The organism is Klebsiella sp. CN_Kp066 (assembly GCF_040065135.1).
Classification (GTDB): domain Bacteria; phylum Pseudomonadota; class Gammaproteobacteria; order Enterobacterales; family Enterobacteriaceae; genus Klebsiella; species Klebsiella oxytoca.
Genome location: NZ_JBEAIU010000027.1, coordinates 39,271 through 58,190, shown reverse-complemented (window position 1 = coordinate 58,190; position 18,920 = coordinate 39,271). Strand labels below are relative to the sequence as shown.

The 18,920-nt window shown below is 55.1% G+C and carries 17 protein-coding genes and 1 pseudogene; 2 read left to right on the top strand and 16 right to left on the bottom strand.

The window, feature by feature from the left end; translation table 11 throughout:
* Positions 1 to 3: 3 nt before the first annotated feature.
* The 7 genes and pseudogenes from hisM to ABLV75_RS08600 all read right to left on the bottom strand — a co-directional run bounded on the left by hisM (position 4) and on the right by ABLV75_RS08600 (position 6,139).
* A complete protein-coding gene (gene hisM / locus ABLV75_RS08630) occupies positions 4 to 720 on the bottom strand; it encodes a histidine ABC transporter permease HisM (RefSeq protein ID WP_004104118.1) in 717 nt (238 codons plus the stop codon).
* The gene (locus tag ABLV75_RS08625; protein ID WP_004104120.1) at positions 717 to 1,403 is read right to left on the bottom strand and encodes a histidine ABC transporter permease HisQ; all 687 of its coding nucleotides are present in this window, start codon (positions 1,401 to 1,403) and stop codon (positions 717 to 719) included. The genes hisM and ABLV75_RS08625 overlap by 4 nt, the downstream gene beginning before the upstream one ends.
* Before the next feature lie 66 nt (positions 1,404 to 1,469).
* Positions 1,470 to 2,252 carry a histidine ABC transporter substrate-binding protein HisJ gene (gene hisJ / locus ABLV75_RS08620; protein ID WP_016808381.1) on the bottom strand — a complete coding sequence of 261 codons (783 nt, stop codon included), beginning with the start codon at positions 2,250 to 2,252 and terminating at the stop codon, positions 1,470 to 1,472.
* Between the two features lie 257 nt (positions 2,253 to 2,509).
* A complete protein-coding gene (gene argT, locus ABLV75_RS08615) occupies positions 2,510 to 3,292 on the bottom strand; it encodes a lysine/arginine/ornithine ABC transporter substrate-binding protein ArgT (RefSeq protein ID WP_004104124.1) in 783 nt (260 codons plus the stop codon).
* 290 nt (positions 3,293 to 3,582) lie between these two features.
* Positions 3,583 to 4,152 carry a UbiX family flavin prenyltransferase gene (locus ABLV75_RS08610; RefSeq protein ID WP_004104126.1) on the bottom strand — a complete coding sequence of 190 codons (570 nt, stop codon included), beginning with the start codon at positions 4,150 to 4,152 and terminating at the stop codon, positions 3,583 to 3,585.
* A 41-nt stretch (positions 4,153 to 4,193) separates the two neighbouring features.
* Complete coding sequence (locus ABLV75_RS08605; RefSeq protein ID WP_004104128.1) at positions 4,194 to 5,189, bottom strand: LacI family DNA-binding transcriptional regulator; 996 nt, start codon at positions 5,187 to 5,189, stop codon at positions 4,194 to 4,196.
* A 38-nt stretch (positions 5,190 to 5,227) separates the two neighbouring features.
* Positions 5,228 to 6,139, bottom strand: a pseudogene (locus tag ABLV75_RS08600) (ROK family protein).
* 272 nt (positions 6,140 to 6,411) lie between these two features.
* Here ABLV75_RS08600 and ABLV75_RS08595 point away from each other — a divergent pair.
* Together ABLV75_RS08595 and ABLV75_RS08590 are read left to right on the top strand one after the other, a co-directional pair.
* Positions 6,412 to 7,815 carry an MFS transporter gene (locus ABLV75_RS08595; RefSeq protein WP_004104132.1) on the top strand — a complete coding sequence of 468 codons (1,404 nt, stop codon included), beginning with the start codon at positions 6,412 to 6,414 and terminating at the stop codon, positions 7,813 to 7,815.
* 7 nt (positions 7,816 to 7,822) lie between these two features.
* On the top strand, positions 7,823 to 9,790 hold the full coding sequence (locus tag ABLV75_RS08590) for a beta-L-arabinofuranosidase domain-containing protein (RefSeq protein ID WP_004104134.1): 1,968 nt from the start codon (positions 7,823 to 7,825) through the stop codon (positions 9,788 to 9,790).
* 58 nt (positions 9,791 to 9,848) lie between these two features.
* Here ABLV75_RS08590 and purF read toward each other — a convergent pair whose 3' ends face one another.
* The 9 genes from purF to pdxB form a co-directional block, all read right to left on the bottom strand.
* Positions 9,849 to 11,366: an amidophosphoribosyltransferase gene (gene purF, locus ABLV75_RS08585; RefSeq protein ID WP_004104140.1), complete on the bottom strand. Its 1,518-nt coding sequence runs from the start codon at positions 11,364 to 11,366 to the stop codon at positions 9,849 to 9,851.
* A gap of 33 nt (positions 11,367 to 11,399) precedes the next feature.
* Positions 11,400 to 11,888: a colicin V production protein gene (gene cvpA / locus ABLV75_RS08580; protein WP_004104143.1), complete on the bottom strand. Its 489-nt coding sequence runs from the start codon at positions 11,886 to 11,888 to the stop codon at positions 11,400 to 11,402.
* Between the two features lie 199 nt (positions 11,889 to 12,087).
* Positions 12,088 to 12,768, bottom strand: coding sequence for a cell division protein DedD (dedD, locus tag ABLV75_RS08575; protein WP_004104150.1), 681 nt, complete (start codon positions 12,766 to 12,768; stop codon positions 12,088 to 12,090).
* Positions 12,758 to 14,026, bottom strand: coding sequence for a bifunctional tetrahydrofolate synthase/dihydrofolate synthase (gene folC, locus ABLV75_RS08570; protein ID WP_004104151.1), 1,269 nt, complete (start codon positions 14,024 to 14,026; stop codon positions 12,758 to 12,760). Before folC ends, dedD begins: the two co-directional genes overlap by 11 nt.
* A 72-nt stretch (positions 14,027 to 14,098) precedes the next feature.
* A complete protein-coding gene (gene accD, locus ABLV75_RS08565) occupies positions 14,099 to 15,013 on the bottom strand; it encodes an acetyl-CoA carboxylase, carboxyltransferase subunit beta (protein ID WP_016808402.1) in 915 nt (304 codons plus the stop codon).
* Between the two features lie 194 nt (positions 15,014 to 15,207).
* The gene (locus tag ABLV75_RS08560; RefSeq protein WP_004104153.1) at positions 15,208 to 15,867 is read right to left on the bottom strand and encodes a DedA family protein; all 660 of its coding nucleotides are present in this window, start codon (positions 15,865 to 15,867) and stop codon (positions 15,208 to 15,210) included.
* A 27-nt stretch (positions 15,868 to 15,894) separates the two neighbouring features.
* The gene (truA, locus tag ABLV75_RS08555) at positions 15,895 to 16,707 is read right to left on the bottom strand and encodes a tRNA pseudouridine(38-40) synthase TruA (RefSeq protein ID WP_004104154.1); all 813 of its coding nucleotides are present in this window, start codon (positions 16,705 to 16,707) and stop codon (positions 15,895 to 15,897) included.
* Positions 16,707 to 17,720, bottom strand: coding sequence for an aspartate-semialdehyde dehydrogenase (locus ABLV75_RS08550; protein ID WP_004104155.1), 1,014 nt, complete (start codon positions 17,718 to 17,720; stop codon positions 16,707 to 16,709). Before ABLV75_RS08550 ends, truA begins: the two co-directional genes overlap by 1 nt.
* A 63-nt stretch (positions 17,721 to 17,783) precedes the next feature.
* Positions 17,784 to 18,920 (bottom strand): 4-phosphoerythronate dehydrogenase PdxB, encoded by a 1,137-nt coding sequence (pdxB, locus tag ABLV75_RS08545; RefSeq protein ID WP_004104156.1) that lies wholly within the window; start codon positions 18,918 to 18,920, stop codon positions 17,784 to 17,786.

Genomic DNA, 18,920 nt, shown 5'->3' with positions numbered 1-18,920 from the left:
TTCTCAATGCGTCGAAGAAGGTTTGATATGCTGCAGCCAGCGCTTTTCCGCCCTGCGGAATAAGCTAATCAGCACATAGGAGATAATTAAATACAGAACTGCGGCAATGCCAAAAGCGGTAAATGGCTGGTAGGTTGCCGAGTTGATATCACGGGCAATTTTCAGCAGATCCGGCACCGTGGCGGTAAAGGCCAGCGCGGTGGAATGCAGCATCAGGATCACTTCGTTGCTGTAGGCAGGCAGAGCAATACGCAGCGCGGAAGGCAAAATAATGCAGCGATACATTTTGACCGCAGAAAAACCGTACGCGCGGGCGGCTTCGATCTCTCCCGCCGGCACTGAACGAATCGCTCCGGCAAAAATCTCCGTGGTATAAGCGCAGGTATTCAGCGTCAACGCCAGTACCGTACAGTTCAGACCGCTACGAAAGAAGGCGTTCAGCAGTTCTGTACCTTTGACGATCTCCAGCGTGTACATACCGGAATAGAACACCAGCAGCTGCACATACAGCGGGGTACCGCGAAAGATATAGGTGAAAAGCCAGATTGGGAACTGGATAAATTTGTTGCTCGATACCCGGCCTATGGCAAGAAAAACCGCGAGTATGCCGCCCATCACGACTGAAGAGATCAGCAGCCAGAGCGTAATCGCTACGCCGGTGAAGCGATAGCCGTCGGTCCACAGCAGAGATTTCCAGTACTCCTGAATAATATCAATCACAGGTCAGCCCTCTTCACGCCAACAGAATAACGGCGTTCGAGCATCAGCAGCACACCATTGGAAACCGTGGTAAACACCAGATAAATCAGGCCGCAGACGATAGCGAAGTAGAAAGGCTCCCAGGTGCTTTTACCCGCCAGCTGAGTTGCCTTAACCACATCTTCCAGCCCCAGCAATGAGACCAGTGCAGTCGCTTTGAGGATCACCTGCCAGTTATTGCCAATTCCGGGCAGCGCATAGCGCATCATTGCCGGAAACAGAATGCGGCGAAAGGTCTGCCCGCCGCTGAAGCCGAAGGCCGTTGCCGCTTCAATATGTCCCTTCGGTACCGCCAGGAAGGCGCCGCGAAAGGTTTCGGTGAAGTAAGCGCCGTAAATAAAGCCCAGAGTGATAATCCCCGCGACCATGGGGTCGATATCAAACTGCGCGAGGCCAAGCGCATCGGTCAGCGCGTTGAGCGCGATCTGCAACCCGTAGAAAATCAGCAGCATCAGCACCAGATCGGGTACGCCGCGAATTAAGGTGGTATAGCCTTCAAAAATCAGCGCCAGCGGACGATTGCTGGAAAGCTTCGCCCCCGCGCCTGCCAAGCCGATAAGCACTGCCAGAACGACCGAGCTTAACGCCAGCTCAAGGGTGACCAGCGCGCCCTGAAAAATAACCTGAGAAAAACCGTACAGCATGCTGTCTGCCCTGTCTGTCATCAACCATCGCGCGCTAAGTCACGCGCGATGGGGTACGCGGGATGGTTAGTCGCCGTACACGTTAAAATCGAAATATTTCTTCGCCAGCTTGTCGTAGGTGCCGTCCTGGCGCATCTCGGCAAAGGCTTTATTTAATGCTTCACGCAGCTCATTATCCTCTTTGCGCAGCCCCATTCCGGTGCCGACGCCAAACAGCTTCTCGTCTTTAATCGACGGGCCGCCGAACTGATAATCTTTGCCAACAGGCTGTTTGAGGAAGCCTTCGCTGGCGGCAACTTCATCCTGGAACGCCGCGTCAATACGTCCGGCGGTCAAATCAGAATAGATATTGTCCTGGCCCTGATAGGAAACGATTTCAATACCTTTCGGCGCCCAGTGTTCATTGCCATAGGTTTCTTGTGTGGTGCCCTGCAGAACGCCAATGCGCTTACCTTTCAGCTTCGCAAGGTCTGGCGTGATATCGCTGCCTTTTTTGACGACCAGGCGAGAATCAGCCGCGTAAAGTTTGTCGGTGAAGGCAATTTCCTGCTGGCGTTTTTCGGTGATCGAAAGCGAAGACATAATGGCGTCGATCTTCTTCGCTTTTAAAGAAGGGATCAGCGCGTCCAGCGGGTTCTCAATGAAGGTACATTGCGTATTGATGCGCTTACACAGCTCTTTTGCCAGATCGATGTCAAAACCAACCAATTCACCCTGTGCATTCTTTGATTCGAACGGGGCATAAGTAGGATCGGTGCCAATGCGGACTTTTTGCGGAATTGCTGCGAATACGGTGGAAACGCTGGAAAGGGCCAGCGCTAAGGAGAGAGACAACGCCAGTTTTTTCATAACTATCCTCAACAGACTGTCATTCTAATGGATTTATTAGAAGTACTTACGGCAGTTATCGTGCCATTATTCGCCCCGGTAAGGCAAAGCATTCTGCGCCGGAAAGCAAATTTTTTCGCATCGGAAACGCTTAACTATGCACTTTTTAACATAGAGTGCGCAATTTCCTGCACCAAATTGATCCGCTTAAAGCACCGTTGCACCAATATCAGACAGAAATAGATACTCGTGGCCCGGAATCCGGGCCAGCGGGCGACTTAATCACCGTAAACGTTGAAGTCGAAGTATTTCTTCGCCATTTTGTCGTAGGTGCCGTCTTTGCGAAGCTCAGCCAGGGCTTTATCAAAAGCTGCCTTCAGTTCGCTATCGTCCTTACGCAGGCCAATACCGGTGCCATCTCCGAAGAATTTTTTGTCTTTAACAGAAGGTCCGGCAAAGGCAAAATCTTTACCGGCTGGTTGCTTGAGGAAGCCTTCGCTGGCGGCGACCTCATCCTGCAAGGCGGCATCCAGGCGGCCCGCGGCGAGGTCTGAGTAGATTAAGTCCTGATTCTGATAAGCCACGACGTCTACCCCGTGGCTGCGCCAGCGTTCATTGCCGTAGGCCTCCTGGGTGGAGCCCTGCAGAACGCCGACGTGCTTGCCTTTCAGAGATTCCAGCGTCGGTTGAATCGGTGAGCCTTTGGCGGCAATCAGGCGAGAGTCCGCCGCGTAGAGCTTGTCAGAGAACGCGATTTCCTGCTGGCGTTTTTCGGTGATCGATAACGAAGAGATGATGGCGTCGATTTTCTTCGCCTTCAGCGATGGGATCAGGGAGTCGAAATCGCTGCCAACCCAGGTACATTTTACTTTGATGCGCGAACAGAGCTCATTACCCAAATCAATGTCAAAACCCACGAAATCCCCTTTCGCATCCTTAGAAGAAAAAGGCGCGTAGGTGGCATCGGTGCCAATGCGAATACTCTGCGGCAGCGCGGCGAAGGCGCTGGAAGCGCTGCAAATGCCCATCATTAAAGAGAAAGCCAGGACCGTCTTCTTCATAGGTTACCCTTAAGTGTCGTGATGTTGTTATGTCATGCGTTGTCTTGTTATTGGTGCTGCCGACAAATCTTGCACGTTTTATGCCATTCTCTCAGTGCGTGCTGGAAACGGCGTTAAATTTGTTAAATAAAGGTTGCAAGTTTGTCTTGAAAGGGAAGATACCAGCAATAATGGATAAACCGCAGCGCCGTAGCGCAAAAAAACAAATTAAATGTTGAGGATTTGATCGAGGCGACAAAATTGCACTGCAGGAGCGCAGAGGTGAAGAAAGCGCACTATGTTAGTGCGCCCTACGCGCCCTGCCAGCGGGTAAAGAGGTCTGCAGGAAGAGAGATATCAAACTGATCGATAACGCGATTGACCGTTTGATTGATCACATCGTCAAGGCTTTCAGGACGATGATAGAACGCCGGAACCGGCGGCATAATCACTGCGCCCATTTCCGCCGCCTGGACCAGCAGACGCAGATGACCGAGGTGGAACGGCGTTTCCCGAACGCACAGCACCAGCGGGCGACGCTCTTTAAGCACCACGTCCGCCGCTCTGGTCAGCAGCCCATCGGTATAGCTATGAACAATGCCGGAAAGCGTTTTCATTGAACATGGCAAAATCACCATCCCGGCGGTTTTAAAAGAGCCGGAAGAGATACTGGCGGCGATATCACGGGCATCGTGCACTACGTCGGCCAACGCCTGCACCTCGCGCAGGGAGAAGTCCGTCTCCAGCGCCAGCGTCTGACGGGCGGCCTGGCTTAAAATAAGATGGGTTTCGACATCAGGCACCTCGCGCAAAACCTGGAGCAGGCGTACGCCGTAAATTGCGCCGCTGGCGCCAGAGATACCGATAATGAGTCGCTTCACGATGATTGCCCCTTTCACACGATGGCGCAGACTTTGCCGGATTATGCCTGCGGACGCAACCGCAATGAACTCTCGCGAACCACTAACCGCACCGGCAACAACAGGTTTCTGTCACCCTCATCGCTGAGTAAAAGACGGAACGCATCGCGGCCAAGCTCACGCTTATCAATGGCCACCGTGGTTAACGGCGGCCAGGCCCAGGCAGCAGCTTCAATATCATCGAAACCGACGATCGCAATCTCATCCGGCACCTTGATGCCCTTCCGCGCGCAAACTCTCATCGCCACCAGCGCCGCCATATCGTTATAAGCAAAGATAGCATCCGGCGGCTGCGGTAGCGCCAGCAGTTTCTCCATGCCTTCTACCAGCGGTTTTTCTATCTCCTTGACCGGGGGGACTTCGACTCGATACTCCTCGGCCAGAGAAATTCCGGCATCAAACAGCGCCTGCAGATAGCCTTCAGTACGCTGACGGATGCTGTAATGGTGCTGTGAATGGCCGAGTAAGGCAATACGCTTTCTTCCCTGTTCAAGCAGGTGCCGGGTGGCGATAAATCCGCCGTGATAGTTGTCAGGATTGGCACAGGGAAAATCCGCCGCCCACAAATCAACCAGGGCAACGGGGAGCGCCGTTTTTTTCAATTCCGCCAGTATCTCTGCTTCAAGATAACCCGCGCAGATCAGCGCGTCAGGCTGATGGAGATTAATCAACTCGCCAACTGAATCTCCCGGACCAATGGGCTGGAAGCTCATGGCAATTTCATTTTCTCTACAAGCGTCCGCAACGCCAAGCATGACGGTCGAATAGAACGGCAGAGCGCTGGCAATATTGTGTTCCCTGTGCATTAAAAACAGCAGCCGCTTGATGCGACCGTTGCGCAAGCGGCTAAAATCATAGCCTTCGGCTTCCGCTATCGACAGGATCCGCTGACGAGTCTCCTCGCTAAGCCCCGGCTGCCCTTTTAGCGCTCTTGATACTGCGGCAATCGACACGCCGCAGGCCGCCGCAATATCTTTAATTCTGGTCTTTTTTACCATTCCGTTCGTTTTCACCTGTTTTACGGGGTTTACGCTGATTATCCCTGCAGCGCCTGCTCTCCAGCCCATGCAGCGCCGCGTACGCCGCTGCTGTCGCCATGCTTTGCCGGCAGAACCGGCGTCACGCAGCGTCCACCGAATATGTACTTTGCCATTTAAGCCGATAAATCGCTATACAGCTCATCGACGCCCGACAGCCCCCCACCTATCACTATCACATCCGGATCGAGCGTATTCACGACGTTTGCGAAGGCGCGCGCCAGCTGATTACGGAATTGCCGCCACAGCGCCAGCGCTTGAGGGTGTCCTTCACGCATCTTCAACACCAGTTCTTCAGCGGTTCCGCGTCCTTCATTATGTAAGCGAAACTGTCGGGCCAGCCCGCTGCCAGAGATAAACGATTCTACGCAGTTATGCTGACCGCAATAGCACAAGTGCGAAGGCCCATCGTGTTCCGGGGAATAGTGCGGCAAAGGATTATGCCCCCATTCACCGCTGCAGGCATTCGGCCCGGTCAGCAAACGCTGATGCACCACCACACCGCCGCCGCATCCGGTACCAAGGATCGCCCCAAACACCACTTCATGACCGGCGCCGCAGCCATCTATCGCTTCCGACAGCGCGAAACAGTTAGCATCGTTTGCGACAGCCACCGGCTGGGAAAAATAGTCGCTAAGGATATCATGCAGCGGATGCCCATTGACCACCTGAATATTTGAATTTTTTACTAAACAAGTAGAGGTGTCAATCGCGCCGGGCAAACCGAATCCCAGGCTTAGCTTTTCGCCTGCCCAATCCTGCGCGGCATGGACTTCTCCAATGATACCCTGTAAGAACTGCTCAATACTGGCTTTCGGTGTCGCAATGCGCTGCTGCCAGACCAGTTTTCCCTTGTCATCCAGCACGACAGTCTCAACTTTGGTCCCACCGATATCCATTCCTAAATGCATTTAATTCGACCTTTTCTCGTAAAAATGATGCTCAGCTTAGCGAATAACGCAAAAAATCCCGGCATCCTTCACGGATAAATGTGATCAAGATCGGCATTAAAAATAATTTATAGTAAAAATCAAGATCAAAATCACAAGCACAAAAGTCAAAAATGTACGAAAAGAGAAGATTGGATCTATGCTCGGCAGCGTATGAAGTTTACTAAAAACATAAAAACAGATCGTAATGACCTGTGTACCCTCACACTCTGCTTAGCAAATAAGGATTGGTTATGGCTACAGTCGATAATCTGGACACGAATGTGCAGATGGTTGATGCGGGCGAAACGCTCTCCACCCGCGAAAAAATAGGCTATGGGCTGGGAGATGCCGGTGGACACTGCATCTCTGACTTAATCAGCGGCTTCCTGCTTTTTTTCTACACCGATGTGTTCGGCCTCAGCCCGGCCATCGTCGGGGCAATGTTCTTTACCCTGAGAATTTTTGATGCGGTATCAGACCCGGTTATGGGCGTTATTGCTGACAGAACCCGCAGCCGCTGGGGCCGCTTTCGCCCGTGGCAGCTCTGGACTGCCGTGCCGCTTGCGGTTATCGGCATCCTGACGTTTACCGTGCCAGACATGAGCCCAAACATGAAAATTGCCTGGGCGTTCGGGACCTATTTTTTGCTCTCTATTGGCTATACCGCCAATAACGTCCCCTACTGCGCCCTGATAAACGCCATGACCAACCGTCACGATCAGGTAATGTCCTGCCAGTCCTGGCGCTTTGTCTTAAGCGGTATCGCCGGCTTCCTGGTCTCCGTCGGGCTGCCATGGATGGTCGAGCTTTTTGGCCAGGGCAATTTGGCTAAAGGATACCAGTACGGCGTGGCCGTGCTGTGCGCAGTTGGTATGATCATGTTTTTACTCTGCTTTTTCTGGGTCAAAGAGCGGGTTCCGCTGTCGCTGGCCGGAAAATTCACCCTGCGCCAGCATCTGCAAGGGCTGCGTAAGAACGACCAATTACTGCTGATGCTGGTAATGTCCTTCCTGCTGGTGAATATTCTGTGCATTCGCGGCGGCGGCTACATGTACTTTATCTCCTACGCGCTGCAGGGCAGCGCCGGCTTTATGTCGCTGTTTTTTGCCATCGTCACCGTGGCTGCGATTATTGGCGCGGTGATCGTCAACCCGCTTTCACGCCGCGTCGACATGGTTACGCTGTACTTCCGCACTAACCTGGTGCTGGTTATTTTCGGCGTGGCGATGTGGTTCCTGCCCACCGGCCCGCAGCATCAGACACTATGGCTGGTCTGTATCCTGATCAACAACGTTGTGCTTGGTTTCACCCTGCCGCTGCACTTCTCGATTATGGCCTTCGCCGATGATTACGGTGAATGGAAGAATGGCGTGCGTTCCTCCGGTATGAACTTCGCCTTTAACCTCTTTTTTATCAAGCTCTCCTGGGCCTCATCCGGCGGCATTATCAGCCTGTTGCTGATTCTGGTCGCGTACCGTCCAGGCCTGGAAAATCAAACTGCCGCGTCTATTCAGGGCATCACCCTGCTGCAAACCGTAATACCGGCAATTTTCCATCTGGTGCTGGCCCTGTGTCTGCTGAAGTGCCGGCTGGACGGCCCAATGATGAAACGTATCTCCACCGATCTTAACCAAAGACATAGCCAAATTTCCTGAGGTAAACATGATGCAGTCCGATGTAATTGAAGCCGACCTGAACAGAATTACCGTTACCGATCCTTTCCTGGGAGAGTATCAGCGTTTGATTCGTGATGTCGTCATTCCTTATCAGTGGCAAGCGCTGAACGACAATATTCCCGATGCGGAGCCCAGCCACGCGCTGGCCAACTATCGCATTGCCGCGGGACAAGAGGATGGCCAATTTTACGGAATGGTTTTTCAGGATAGCGACGTCACCAAATGGCTTGAGGCGGTCGCCTGGTCGTTAAGCCAAAAACCTGACGCGACGCTCGAACAAACCGCTGACGAAGCGATCGAACTGCTGGCGCAAGCGCAGTGTGAAGACGGCTATCTCAATACCTGGTATACCGTAAAAGAACCGGGTCAGCGCTGGACTAACCTGGCAGAGTGTCATGAACTGTACTGTGCCGGGCATCTTTTTGAAGCAGCTGTCGCTTTTTATCGCGCCACCGGTAAACGTCGTCTGTTGGAAATCTCCTGCCGCTTTGCCGACCACATTGATACCGTCTTCGGGCCTAACCCCGGACAGCTTCGCGGCTATCCGGGACATCCGGAAATCGAACTGGCGCTGATGCGCCTGTATGAAGTCACCCGGGAACCTCGCTATCAGGCGTTGGCCTGCTTCTTCGTCGAAGAGCGTGGGAAGCAGCCCTACTATTACGATATCGAGTTCGAAAAACGCGGCGGTACCCGGCACTGGATCGGTTGGGGCGACGCCTGGCCAGGAATGATCAAAGACAAAACTTACACCCATGCGCACAAACCGCTCGCTGAACAGAACGAAGCGGTCGGCCACGCCGTACGTTCGGTCTATCTGATGACCGGCCTGGCGCATATCGCCCGTATGACAAATGACGAAGAGAAACGTCAGACCTGCCTGCGGATCTGGAACAACATGGTGCAGCGTCGGATGTATATCACCGGAGGAATCGGCTCTCAGGGGATCGGCGAAGCTTTTACCAGCGACTACGATCTGCCCAACGATACCGCCTACGGCGAAAGCTGCGCTTCAATTGGCCTGATGATGTTCGCCCGTCGGATGCTGGAAATGGAAGGCGATGCGCACTATGCCGACGTGATGGAACGCGCTTTTTACAACACGGTACTCGGCGGGATGGCGCTGGACGGTAAACACTTCTTTTATGTTAACCCGCTGGAAACCTATCCGAAAAGCATTCCGCATAACCATATTTACGACCATATCAAACCGGTTCGCCAGCGCTGGTTTGGCTGCGCCTGCTGCCCGCCAAATATCGCCCGCACGTTGGTGGCTATCGGGCACTACCTGTTCACGCCGCGCCGGGATGCGCTGTTTATCAATTTCTACGCCGGAAGCGAAGCGCAGTTCACCATTAATGACCAGCCGCTGGCGCTAAAAATCAGCGGTAACTATCCATGGGATGAGGAGGTCAACATCACTTTCAGCCACCCGCAGGCCGTTCAGCATACGCTGGCGCTGCGCCTGCCGGAATGGTGTGAAGCGCCGCAGGTGCTCATCAACGGCGAAGCCGCGCAGGGCGAACAACTGAAAGGCTATCTGCATATTACGCGCCAATGGCAGCAGGGGGATATCATTACGCTGCGCCTGCCGATGACCCTCCGCCGGGTCTACGCCAACCCACTGGTTCGCCATAACGCCGGTAAAGTCGCCATTCAGCGCGGACCGCTGGTTTACTGCCTGGAAGAGGTTGATAACGGCGCCGAACTGCACAACCTGTCGCTGCCCAAAGCGAGTCAGATACGCGAGATTCCAGGGACCGGGGTGCTAAAAGGAAAAATCGTGCTGCAGGCGGAGGGGCTTCGGGTACTGACCGCCCAGGAGGATAAACCGCTCTACAGCTTCGACCATCGCCAGACGGCGGTAGAGAAACAGACCTTAACCTTTATTCCATGGTTTAGCTGGGCCAATCGTGGCGAAGGCGAGATGCGAATTTGGATCAACGAGGCCTGACCTCTAAAAAAAAAAAGCCCGCAGTCTTCGGACCGCGGGCTTCCAGCGAATCAAGGCATTACCCTTCGTTGTGCATCTCCAGGTTTTCCACTTCGTTCTGCAGCTGAACCGCTTTTGCGTCGTCGTTGCGCAGAGAGTCAAGGAAATCCAGATAGGTCTGATCAACATCTTTAGTGACGTAGATACCGTTGAAGACCGAACATTCAAACTGCTGGATATCCGGATTCTCAGCGCGCACCGCGTCAATCAGATCGTCCAGATCCTGGAAAATCAGGCCATCCGCACCGATGATCTGGCGAATCTCATCCACTTCACGCCCGTGAGCAATCAGCTCATTGGCGGTCGGCATATCGATGCCATACACGTTCGGGAAACGAATTTCCGGCGCAGCGGAAGCCAGGTAGACTTTCTTCGCCCCGGCTTCGCGCGCCATCTCAATAATCTGCTCAGAGGTGGTGCCGCGCACGATGGAATCATCCACCAACAGCACGTTCTTATCGCGGAACTCGGCGCGGTTGGCGTTAAGCTTACGCCGCACCGATTTCCGGCGCAGCTGCTGGCCCGGCATGATGAAGGTTCGGCCTACGTAGCGGTTTTTAACAAACCCCTGGCGGTACGGCTTGTCAAGGATGCGGGCGATTTCCAGTGCGATATCGCAGGAGGTTTCCGGAATGGGAATGACCACATCGATATCCAGATCTTCCCACTCGCGGGCAATTTTCTCGCCCAGCTTCGTGCCCATATTGACGCGGGCGCTGTAAACGGAAATTTTGTCGATGAAGGAGTCCGGACGCGCAAAGTACACGTACTCGAACAGGCACGGGTTGCTGACCGGGTTTTCCGCGCACTGGCGAGTAAACAGCTGGCCTTTTTCGGTGATATACACCGCTTCGCCAGGCGCAACGTCGCGCAGGAACTCAAAGCCCAGCGTATCGAGCGCCACGCTTTCCGAAGCGACCATGTACTCGGTACGGCCATCGCCAATATCGCGCTTGCCCAGCACCAGCGGACGGATGCCGTTCGGGTCGCGGAAGGCCACCATGCCGTGACCGATAATCATCGCCACGCAGGCGTAAGCGCCGCGAATCTGGCGGTTGGTGGCGGCTATCGCCGCAAAAATATTGTCGGCTTCCAGCGGGTAGTGGCGGAAGTTGTCCAGCTCGCTGGCAAAGATATTGAGCAGGATTTCGGAATCGGAGGTGGTGTTGATGTGGCGGCGTTTTTCTTCAAACAGCTTTTTACGCAGCTCGTGAGCGTTGGTCAGGTTACCGTTGTGCGCCAACGTAATACCATACGGTGAGTTGACGTAGAAAGGCTGAGCCTCAGAGGCGCTGGAGCTGCCAGCCGTCGGGTAACGAACGTGACCAATCCCCATATTGCCCTGCATACGCTGCATATGGCGAGCTTCAAAAACATCGCTCACCAGTCCGTTCGCCTTACGCAAACGGAAACAGTTGTTCGCATCAATGGTGATGATGCCTGCGGCATCCTGGCCACGATGCTGAAGCACCGTTAACGCGTCATAAATCGACTGGTTTACCGGCATGACACCGGCGATACCGACAATACCGCACATACGTCTTTTCCTCGTTAAGCTACATCCCAACGCTTATGCTTTGGGCAAGAAACTTGACGAGCTCTGCAGATAGTCAAAAAACCATCTGATAACGAAACTGAACTGCGGGATAAGCTCAGACTTTTGCCAGTCTTCGCTTTTCGCCATACCGGTAAAGCTATCGAGAAAGAACAGAATCGCTGAGACGATTAGCACACCGCGCAGGGCGCCAAAGCAGATCCCTAAGACCCTGTCGGTACCCGACAGGCCGGTTTTCTCCACCAGCTGACCTATCACAAAGTTTACGATAGCGCCGACGATAAGCGTTGCGATAAACAGTATCGCGATAGCAATCCCATTTCGGACCAGTTCGTCTTCAAAGCCCGTGAACCAGACAGCCAGGTAAGTGTAGTAATGACTGGCAACAAAGAAAGCACATCCCCAGGTTACCAGCGATAAAGCTTCACGAACAAAGCCGCGGATCAGGCTAACCAGTGAGGAAAAACCAATCACCGCAATTATGGCGTAATCAATCCAGACCATATACGTCCCACGATTTTACGCCCTGTCGTCCGGTTCGGGGCGCATTCTAACAGAAAAAGAAAACGTTTGCGTAGGGATTTCCGTGCCCTACATAAATAAAAATGGCGCTGAAAAAACATTCAACGCCATACTGCCTTTCGCCTCTTCAGGGCACGTCAGACAGGGGTTTCAGCTCGCTACTCTTTTAAAAAAGAGAGAGTTAGTTCGGGCTGTAGCCCATGACCACGCCGCTGAGTCCTGAAAGCTGCTTCAGTTCTCCAAGCTGGCCTTTAAGCTTATCCTTTGAGGTATCCGGCCCCACAAGAATACGGGTAATTTTACCCTGCACCGGTGTCGAAGGCGATGTGTAAACCTTAAAACCGGAAGCGCGCAGCTTGCCCACAATTTCGTTGACCTTATCGGCGTTCTTCAGCGCGCCCAGCTGCACTACGTATGCTTTACCGGTCGGCGCCGGGATTTCAGCCTGCTGCTGTGGCTTAGGCGGCGGCGTCTGCGCCGCAACCTGCTGCTGTGGTTTCTCTACCGGCTTCGGCTGAGGTTTCGGCTGCGCCTGCGGTTTTGGCGCGACAACCGGCTCCTGAACCACATCAAAACTGTTGTTGTTCACCGGTATGCGCGACGGATCCAACGATGGCGCCGCGGCGTCACCGGCTCTCACCTCTTCCGCCGCCCCTTCCGGAGGCTGCGAAGGCAGCGCCTGAGTCGCCGCTGGCAGCATATCCGGCTCATCGCGGTCCCCTGGTTTAGGCACCAGAGGAATGGCGGCAAACTCATCCTGATAATGTTTTTTCTGACCATCCAGTAGCCCTGGCAGGATAATCACCCCCAGCGCTACCAGCACAATCGTCCCGACTAAACGGTTCTGAAACTTACTTGCCACCGGTTCTCCCCGCGTCTATTTCTTCCATTACATGCGCCACCGTGTGGAATGAACCACAGACCAGCACCGTATCTTCAGGTCTGGCATCCGCCATCGCCGCATGCCACGCTTGCGCAACGCTGGTATAGACTTTACCTGCGCGTAAATGTTCCAGCAGCTGCTCCGCCGTGGCTCCGCGCGGTCCTTCCAGCGGCGCGCAGTACCAGTCGTCAACTTCCGCCTGCAAATTCGCCAGCGTACCTGCGATATCCTTATCATGCAGCATACCAACAACCGCCAGTACGCGCCCCGTTTTCGATAAGGTTTTGAGACGCCCGGCGAGATAGGCCGCCGCGTGCGGGTTATGAGCAACGTCAAGGATCGTCCGCGGCGCTTCGCTGATTATCTGGAAACGCCCAGGCAGCATCGCGTTTTGAATGCCGTCGCGCATCGCCTGCTCCTTCACCTTAAGCCCGCTGGCGCGCAGGGCCGCGAGCGCGGTTGCCGCATTCGGCAGCGGTACCTGCGGCAGCGGTAGATCGTTTAACGCCCCCTGCCGATCGCGGAAGGACCAGCCTTGTTCACTGGCGTCGTACTGCCAGTCAACGCCACGGCGCAGGAGCAGCGCCCCTTTTTCGCTCGCCACCTCTGCGATGGTCAACGGCATATCGGGTTCGCCGACGATGGCCGGTTTGCCTGAGCGGAAAATCCCCGCCTTTTCACGACCGATACTTTCGCGATTGGGCCCCAGCCAGTCAGTATGATCGAGGGCAATACTGGTGACCACCGCCACGTCAGCATCGACGATATTGGTAGCATCAAGGCGGCCGCCCAGGCCCACCTCAAGAATCACCACATCCAGTCGCGCCTGCTGAAACAACCACAGCGCAGAGAGAGTACCGAACTCGAAATAGCTCAGGGAAATATCGCCGCGCGCGGCTTCAATTTCGGCAAAAGAGGTCGTATGCGCGAGTTCCGGCAGCTCTTCGCCCTGCACGCGCACCCGCTCGGTGTAGCGCACCAGATGCGGCGAACTGTATACGCCAACCTTGTAGCCCGCCGCCATCAGCACCGATTCCAGGGTACGGCAGGTGGTGCCTTTGCCGTTGGTCCCCGCGACCGTAAAGACAAACGGCGCAGGTTTTATTACCGCCATCCGCTGCGCGACCTCGCTGACGCGCGCCAGCCCAAGATCGATAGTTTTGCTGTGCAGATGTTCCAGATAAGAAAGCCACGTAGCCAGGGGCGACGTGGCCTGAGGAATAGGTTGTTTTTCCATGATGTCCGGCAAGAGTTAGGATAACTACGCGTATAAAAAAGGGCAGCGCCGTCAGGCCTGCCCTCTGCATTATCAGGCCTCTGGTTCCTGATCCGGCACCGGTGGCACCACCTCACCTTCGTGAGCGGGTTCCGGATTTGGCGCCGGAAGATTCATTAGCTTCGCCAGAATGCTGGCCAGCTTCAGACGCATTTCCGGGCGGCGTACGATCATGTCGATCGCCCCTTTCTCAATCAGGAACTCACTGCGCTGGAATCCTGCCGGCAGCTTCTCGCGAACGGTCTGCTCGATAACGCGGGGACCGGCAAAGCCGATCAGCGCTTTCGGCTCGGCGATATTCAGATCGCCCAGCATCGCAAAGCTCGCCGAGACACCGCCCATGGTGGGGTCAGTCAGCACGGAGATATACGGCAATCCGCGCTCCTGCATTTTCGCCAGCGCAGCGGAGGTTTTCGCCATCTGCATCAGCGACATCAGCGCTTCCTGCATACGCGCGCCGCCGGATGCGGAGAAGCAAATCAGCGGGCAGTTGTCTTCCAGAGCCTGCTCAACCGCGCGGACAAAGCGCGCGCCGACCACAGAGCCCATTGACCCGCCCATAAAGGAGAATTCGAAAGCTGCGGCAACAACCGGCATAGCATGCAGAGTGCCTTTCATGACCACCAGCGCGTCTTTTTCGCCAGTCTCTTTCTGGGCTGAGGCCAGACGGTCTTTATACTTTTTCGAATCGCGGAACTTCAGCACATCTTTCGGCTCGAGCTCGCTTCCCAGCTCCACGAGGGAACCTTCGTCCAGCAGGCTATGCAGGCGGTTGCGCGCCGACATACGCATGTGGTGATCGCACTTAGGGCAAACCTCCAGGTTGCGCTCCAGCTCTGCGCGGTACAATACCTGACCGCAGCTGTCGCACTTGGTCCATACACCTTCAGGGATACTTGCCTTACGGGTGGGGGTTATATTGCTTTTAATTCGTTCAATCCAGCTCATTGATAACCTTTCTACCTGAACCTGGTCGATGCCAGTTTTGTCGCAAGGGGCGCATAATGCCATTTTTGCCCCTCACAGACCATGAATGTTGCACATTAAATCATAACATCCCGTAACATGGGATAAAAAAGTGGTCGAACCGCTCACACTTCACTCTTCGGACGGCGGCATACCGTCCGAAGATCGTCGCCGCGTTATTTCGCCTGTTTCGCCGCCGCCCGCTTGTGGCGGATGACTTCAATGACGCCAGGCAGTACGGACAGAACAATAATCGCGACGATCAGCAGCTTAAGGTTTTCCTGTACGATCGGCAAATCGCCAAACAGATAACCCGCATAGGTAAATAACAGTACCCAAAGCAGCGCGCCAACGACGTTATACATCGCAAAATGACGATAGGACATATGCCCCATTCCCGCAACAAACGGCGCAAACGTTCTGACAATCGGCACGAAACGGGCCAGGATGATGGTTTTGCCGCCGTGGCGTTCGTAGAAGCTATGGGTCTTATCCAGATAGCTGCGGCGGAAAATTTTCGAATCGGGGTTACTGAAAAGCTTTTCACCGAACAGCCGGCCAATCGTGTAGTTCAGCGCATCGCCAACAATCGCCGCAATCACCATCAGCAGCACCATTAAATGCACGTTGAGATCGTTAGTCGGCAGCGCGGAGAGCGCTCCTGCCACAAACAGCAGAGAATCCCCCGGCAGAAACGGCGTGACCACCAGGCCGGTTTCGCAGAACAGAATCAAAAACAAAATCGCGTATACCCAAATACCGTACTCCGCGACCAGCTCAGCCAGATGCACATCAATGTGCAGGATAAAATCGATTAAAAAGTGAATCAGATCCATAATTTGCGTTAGCCCTTAATGACCAGGTTAGTCCGCCAAAAACAGCGGGCCCATCGGCATGACAGGGAGGTCGTAGCGCGCCGGGTAATCCACCGCCACCAGATACAATCCTTCCGCCTTTGCCGTTGCGGCGGCAAGCGTCCTGTCTTTTGCCGCCAGAAGTTCTGCAATCCAGCTCTCTGGCTGGTTACCGGCACCTACTTCCATCAGACTGCCGACAATATTCCTTACCATATGATGTACAAAGGCATTCGCTTTGATGTCCACCACCACATATGCACCATAACGAGTGACATTAATGTGCATCACGTTCCGCCACGGCGTGCGCGACTGGCACTGCACCGCACGAAACGAGGTGAAATCATTCTCTCCCAGCAGGCACTGAGCGGCGCGCTGCATCCGTTCTGCATCCAGCGGGTGATAATAATGGGTTACGCCGCGGCTCAATACCGCCGGCCGCAGACGATGATTATAGATAACATAACGATAGCGGCGCGCGGTGGCGCTGAAGCGGGCGTGAAAATCCTCAGGAACCCGCTTCACCCAGCGAACCGCTATATCGCCGGGTAAATTGGCATTGACGCCCAGGGTCCATGCGGCATCCTGACGCTGCGAGCGCGTTTCAAAATGCACGACCTGGCCGGTTCCGTGAACGCCGGCATCCGTACGGCCCGCGCAAAAAACGTTAACAGGCTCGTTCGCTACCTGCGAGAGCGCCTTTTCCAGCTTCTCCTGTACGCTGCGGACTTCGTTCTGCCGCTGCCAGCCGTAGTACTTGCTGCCATCGTATTCGATGCCCAGCGCGATTTTGTAGACCGGCGGCTGCTCCATCTCAGACATCAGTACAAATACTCCTGAACCAGCTTCTCAGCGATTTTCACCGCCATCAGCGCGCCGCCAAAACGAACGTTATCGGCGACTGACCAGAACTGCACCTGTTCAGGCATACCATAGTCGTTATGCACGCAGCCGACGGAAAGGCGGGCGTTGCCGGAAGCATCCCCGACCTGCGTCGGGAATTCGCCCTCTTCGGACAGCTCGATATCTTCCCCGCGGCTAAAGGCATCGCGCGCCTCTTCGGCCGCCAGCGGACGCTGCGCTTCAAAGCTCACCATCTGCGCGTGGCCATAGAACACCGGCGACTGCACGACATTAGCGGAGATCATCAGACCGTCATCCTGCAGTATCTTGCGGGCTTCATCGACGATACGTCGCTCTTCGCGCACGCTTCCTTCACGATCGGGCAGCAGCGGTAGCATATTGAACGCCAGCTGGCGGCCGAAGAAATCATCGTCATCGATTGGCATACCGTTGAGTAATTTAGCGCTCTGGCCCGCCAGCGCATCAACCGCTTTTTTACCGTGAGCGGAAGCAGAAAGCAGGCTGGTTACGCTTATACGCGACAGGCCGCCCTGATCGATCAACGGTTTTAACGCCGACAGCAGCTGGCTTGTCAGGCTATTCGCTACCGCGATAACGTTGCGGTTGCGGTAATCCGCCAGTACGAACGGGTTAACATCCGGCACCACCAGCGGCACATCCGGCTCCAGGGCAAACAGACCGCTTAAGTCAATCACCAGGCAGCCCGCGTTCGTGGCCTCTTCGACATACGCTGCGGTCGCTTCTACACCCGCGGCAAAAAATGCCAGCTGGGCCTGGGTCCAGTCGAACTCCGCCGCATCCTGAACGAGAACCGACTTGCCCGCAAAACGCAGATGTTCACCGGCGCTGTCGCTACGCGCAAGGGCATAAATATCCCCCACCGGGAACTGACGATCGGCAAGAGTTTCGAGCAGGGCTTCGCCCACGGCGCCCGTTGCGCCCAGTATGGCAATATTCCAGCCTTCAGACATGGTGGTGTACTCCAGAAAAAAAGCGGCCCTGCCGGATTATCCAGCAGGAGCATTAAGATGATATTAACGAACAGGATGATGTACGGCGTTAAAGCCAAGCTGGCGCAGCAGCGTCGCCGCCTGGGCATCACTACACTGCACGTACAGCGAAGACCATTCGCGACGTTCCTGGTAATTCTTGCGCAGCTTATCGAACTCGCCCGCAACGCCCGCGACTTTTCGCAGCGGCGCATCATCGCGGCGCACATCATACACCAAATGCGCCAGCCGTTTTAGCGTTGCCTGATCGAGCGGCCCGTGCAGCGTAATGCGGCCAAACTCCGGCGCCGGTAGCAGCGTGTCCAGCGCCACCTGCTGCGGGTGGCCAATAAACGCGCTGTAGGCCTCAAAAACCTGGGTCGTACCGCGCGCTTTTCCTTCAAGGGTGTAGCCGGCAATATGCGGCGTACCAATATCCACCCGCTTGAGCAGCTCGATATTCAGGTCCGGCTCCGGCTCCCAGACATCCAGCACCACGCTTAACGGCTGATTTTCCTGTAGTCGTTTAAGCAGCGCAGCGTTATCCACCACTGCCCCACGGCAGGCGTTGATTAATATCGTCCCCGGCTTCAGGCGGCGAATCAGCGCCTCATCCGCCAGGTGCAGCGTTTTGTACTGCCCTTCCTTATAGAGCGGCGTATGGAAAGTCAGAATATCGGCTTCCTGCACCAGCTCGTCAAGAGGACGGAAGTCGCCCTCATCGCCGCGATCGGCGCGCGGGGGATCGCAAAGCAGCGTTTTAATTCCCAGCGCCTCGAGACGTTTGTGCAGGCGCCCGCCCACGTTGCCGACGCCCACGATCCCGACGGTACGGTCGCGCAGCGCAAAGCCATCGCGTTCAGCCAGCATGAGCAGCGCTGAAAAGACATATTCCACCACCGCGATAGCGTTACAGCCCGGCGCCGCGGAAAAACCGATTCCCGCCCGCTGCAGCCACGCCTGATCGACATGGTCGGTGCCTGCCGTTGCGGTGCCAACAAATTTGATAGCCTTGCCGGAGAGCAGCGCTTCGTTAACTTTGGTGACGGATCGCACCATCAGCGCATCAGCGTCATTGAGCGCTTCGACCGGAACGGGACGACCCGCAACGGCCTTCACTTCCCCCAGGCGGCTAAAAAGCTCACGCGCATAGGGCATATTTTCATCAACGAGGATTTTCAC

Coding starts and splice junctions, on each gene's coding strand:
- cvpA (WP_004104143.1), bottom strand. CDS start 11,888: ATGGTCTGGATTGATTACGCCATAATTGCGGTGATTGGTTTTTCCTCA.
- ABLV75_RS08595 (WP_004104132.1), top strand. CDS start 6,412: ATGGCTACAGTCGATAATCTGGACACGAATGTGCAGATGGTTGATGCG.
- argT (WP_004104124.1), bottom strand. CDS start 3,292: ATGAAGAAGACGGTCCTGGCTTTCTCTTTAATGATGGGCATTTGCAGC.
- truA (WP_004104154.1), bottom strand. CDS start 16,707: ATGTCTGAGATGGAGCAGCCGCCGGTCTACAAAATCGCGCTGGGCATC.
- ABLV75_RS08590 (WP_004104134.1), top strand. CDS start 7,823: ATGATGCAGTCCGATGTAATTGAAGCCGACCTGAACAGAATTACCGTT.
- ABLV75_RS08605 (WP_004104128.1), bottom strand. CDS start 5,189: ATGGTAAAAAAGACCAGAATTAAAGATATTGCGGCGGCCTGCGGCGTG.
- ABLV75_RS08550 (WP_004104155.1), bottom strand. CDS start 17,720: ATGTCTGAAGGCTGGAATATTGCCATACTGGGCGCAACGGGCGCCGTG.
- folC (WP_004104151.1), bottom strand. CDS start 14,026: ATGGAAAAACAACCTATTCCTCAGGCCACGTCGCCCCTGGCTACGTGG.
- purF (WP_004104140.1), bottom strand. CDS start 11,366: ATGTGCGGTATTGTCGGTATCGCCGGTGTCATGCCGGTAAACCAGTCG.
- hisJ (WP_016808381.1), bottom strand. CDS start 2,252: ATGAAAAAACTGGCGTTGTCTCTCTCCTTAGCGCTGGCCCTTTCCAGC.
- accD (WP_016808402.1), bottom strand. CDS start 15,013: ATGAGCTGGATTGAACGAATTAAAAGCAATATAACCCCCACCCGTAAG.
- ABLV75_RS08560 (WP_004104153.1), bottom strand. CDS start 15,867: ATGGATCTGATTCACTTTTTAATCGATTTTATCCTGCACATTGATGTG.
- ABLV75_RS08625 (WP_004104120.1), bottom strand. CDS start 1,403: ATGCTGTACGGTTTTTCTCAGGTTATTTTTCAGGGCGCGCTGGTCACC.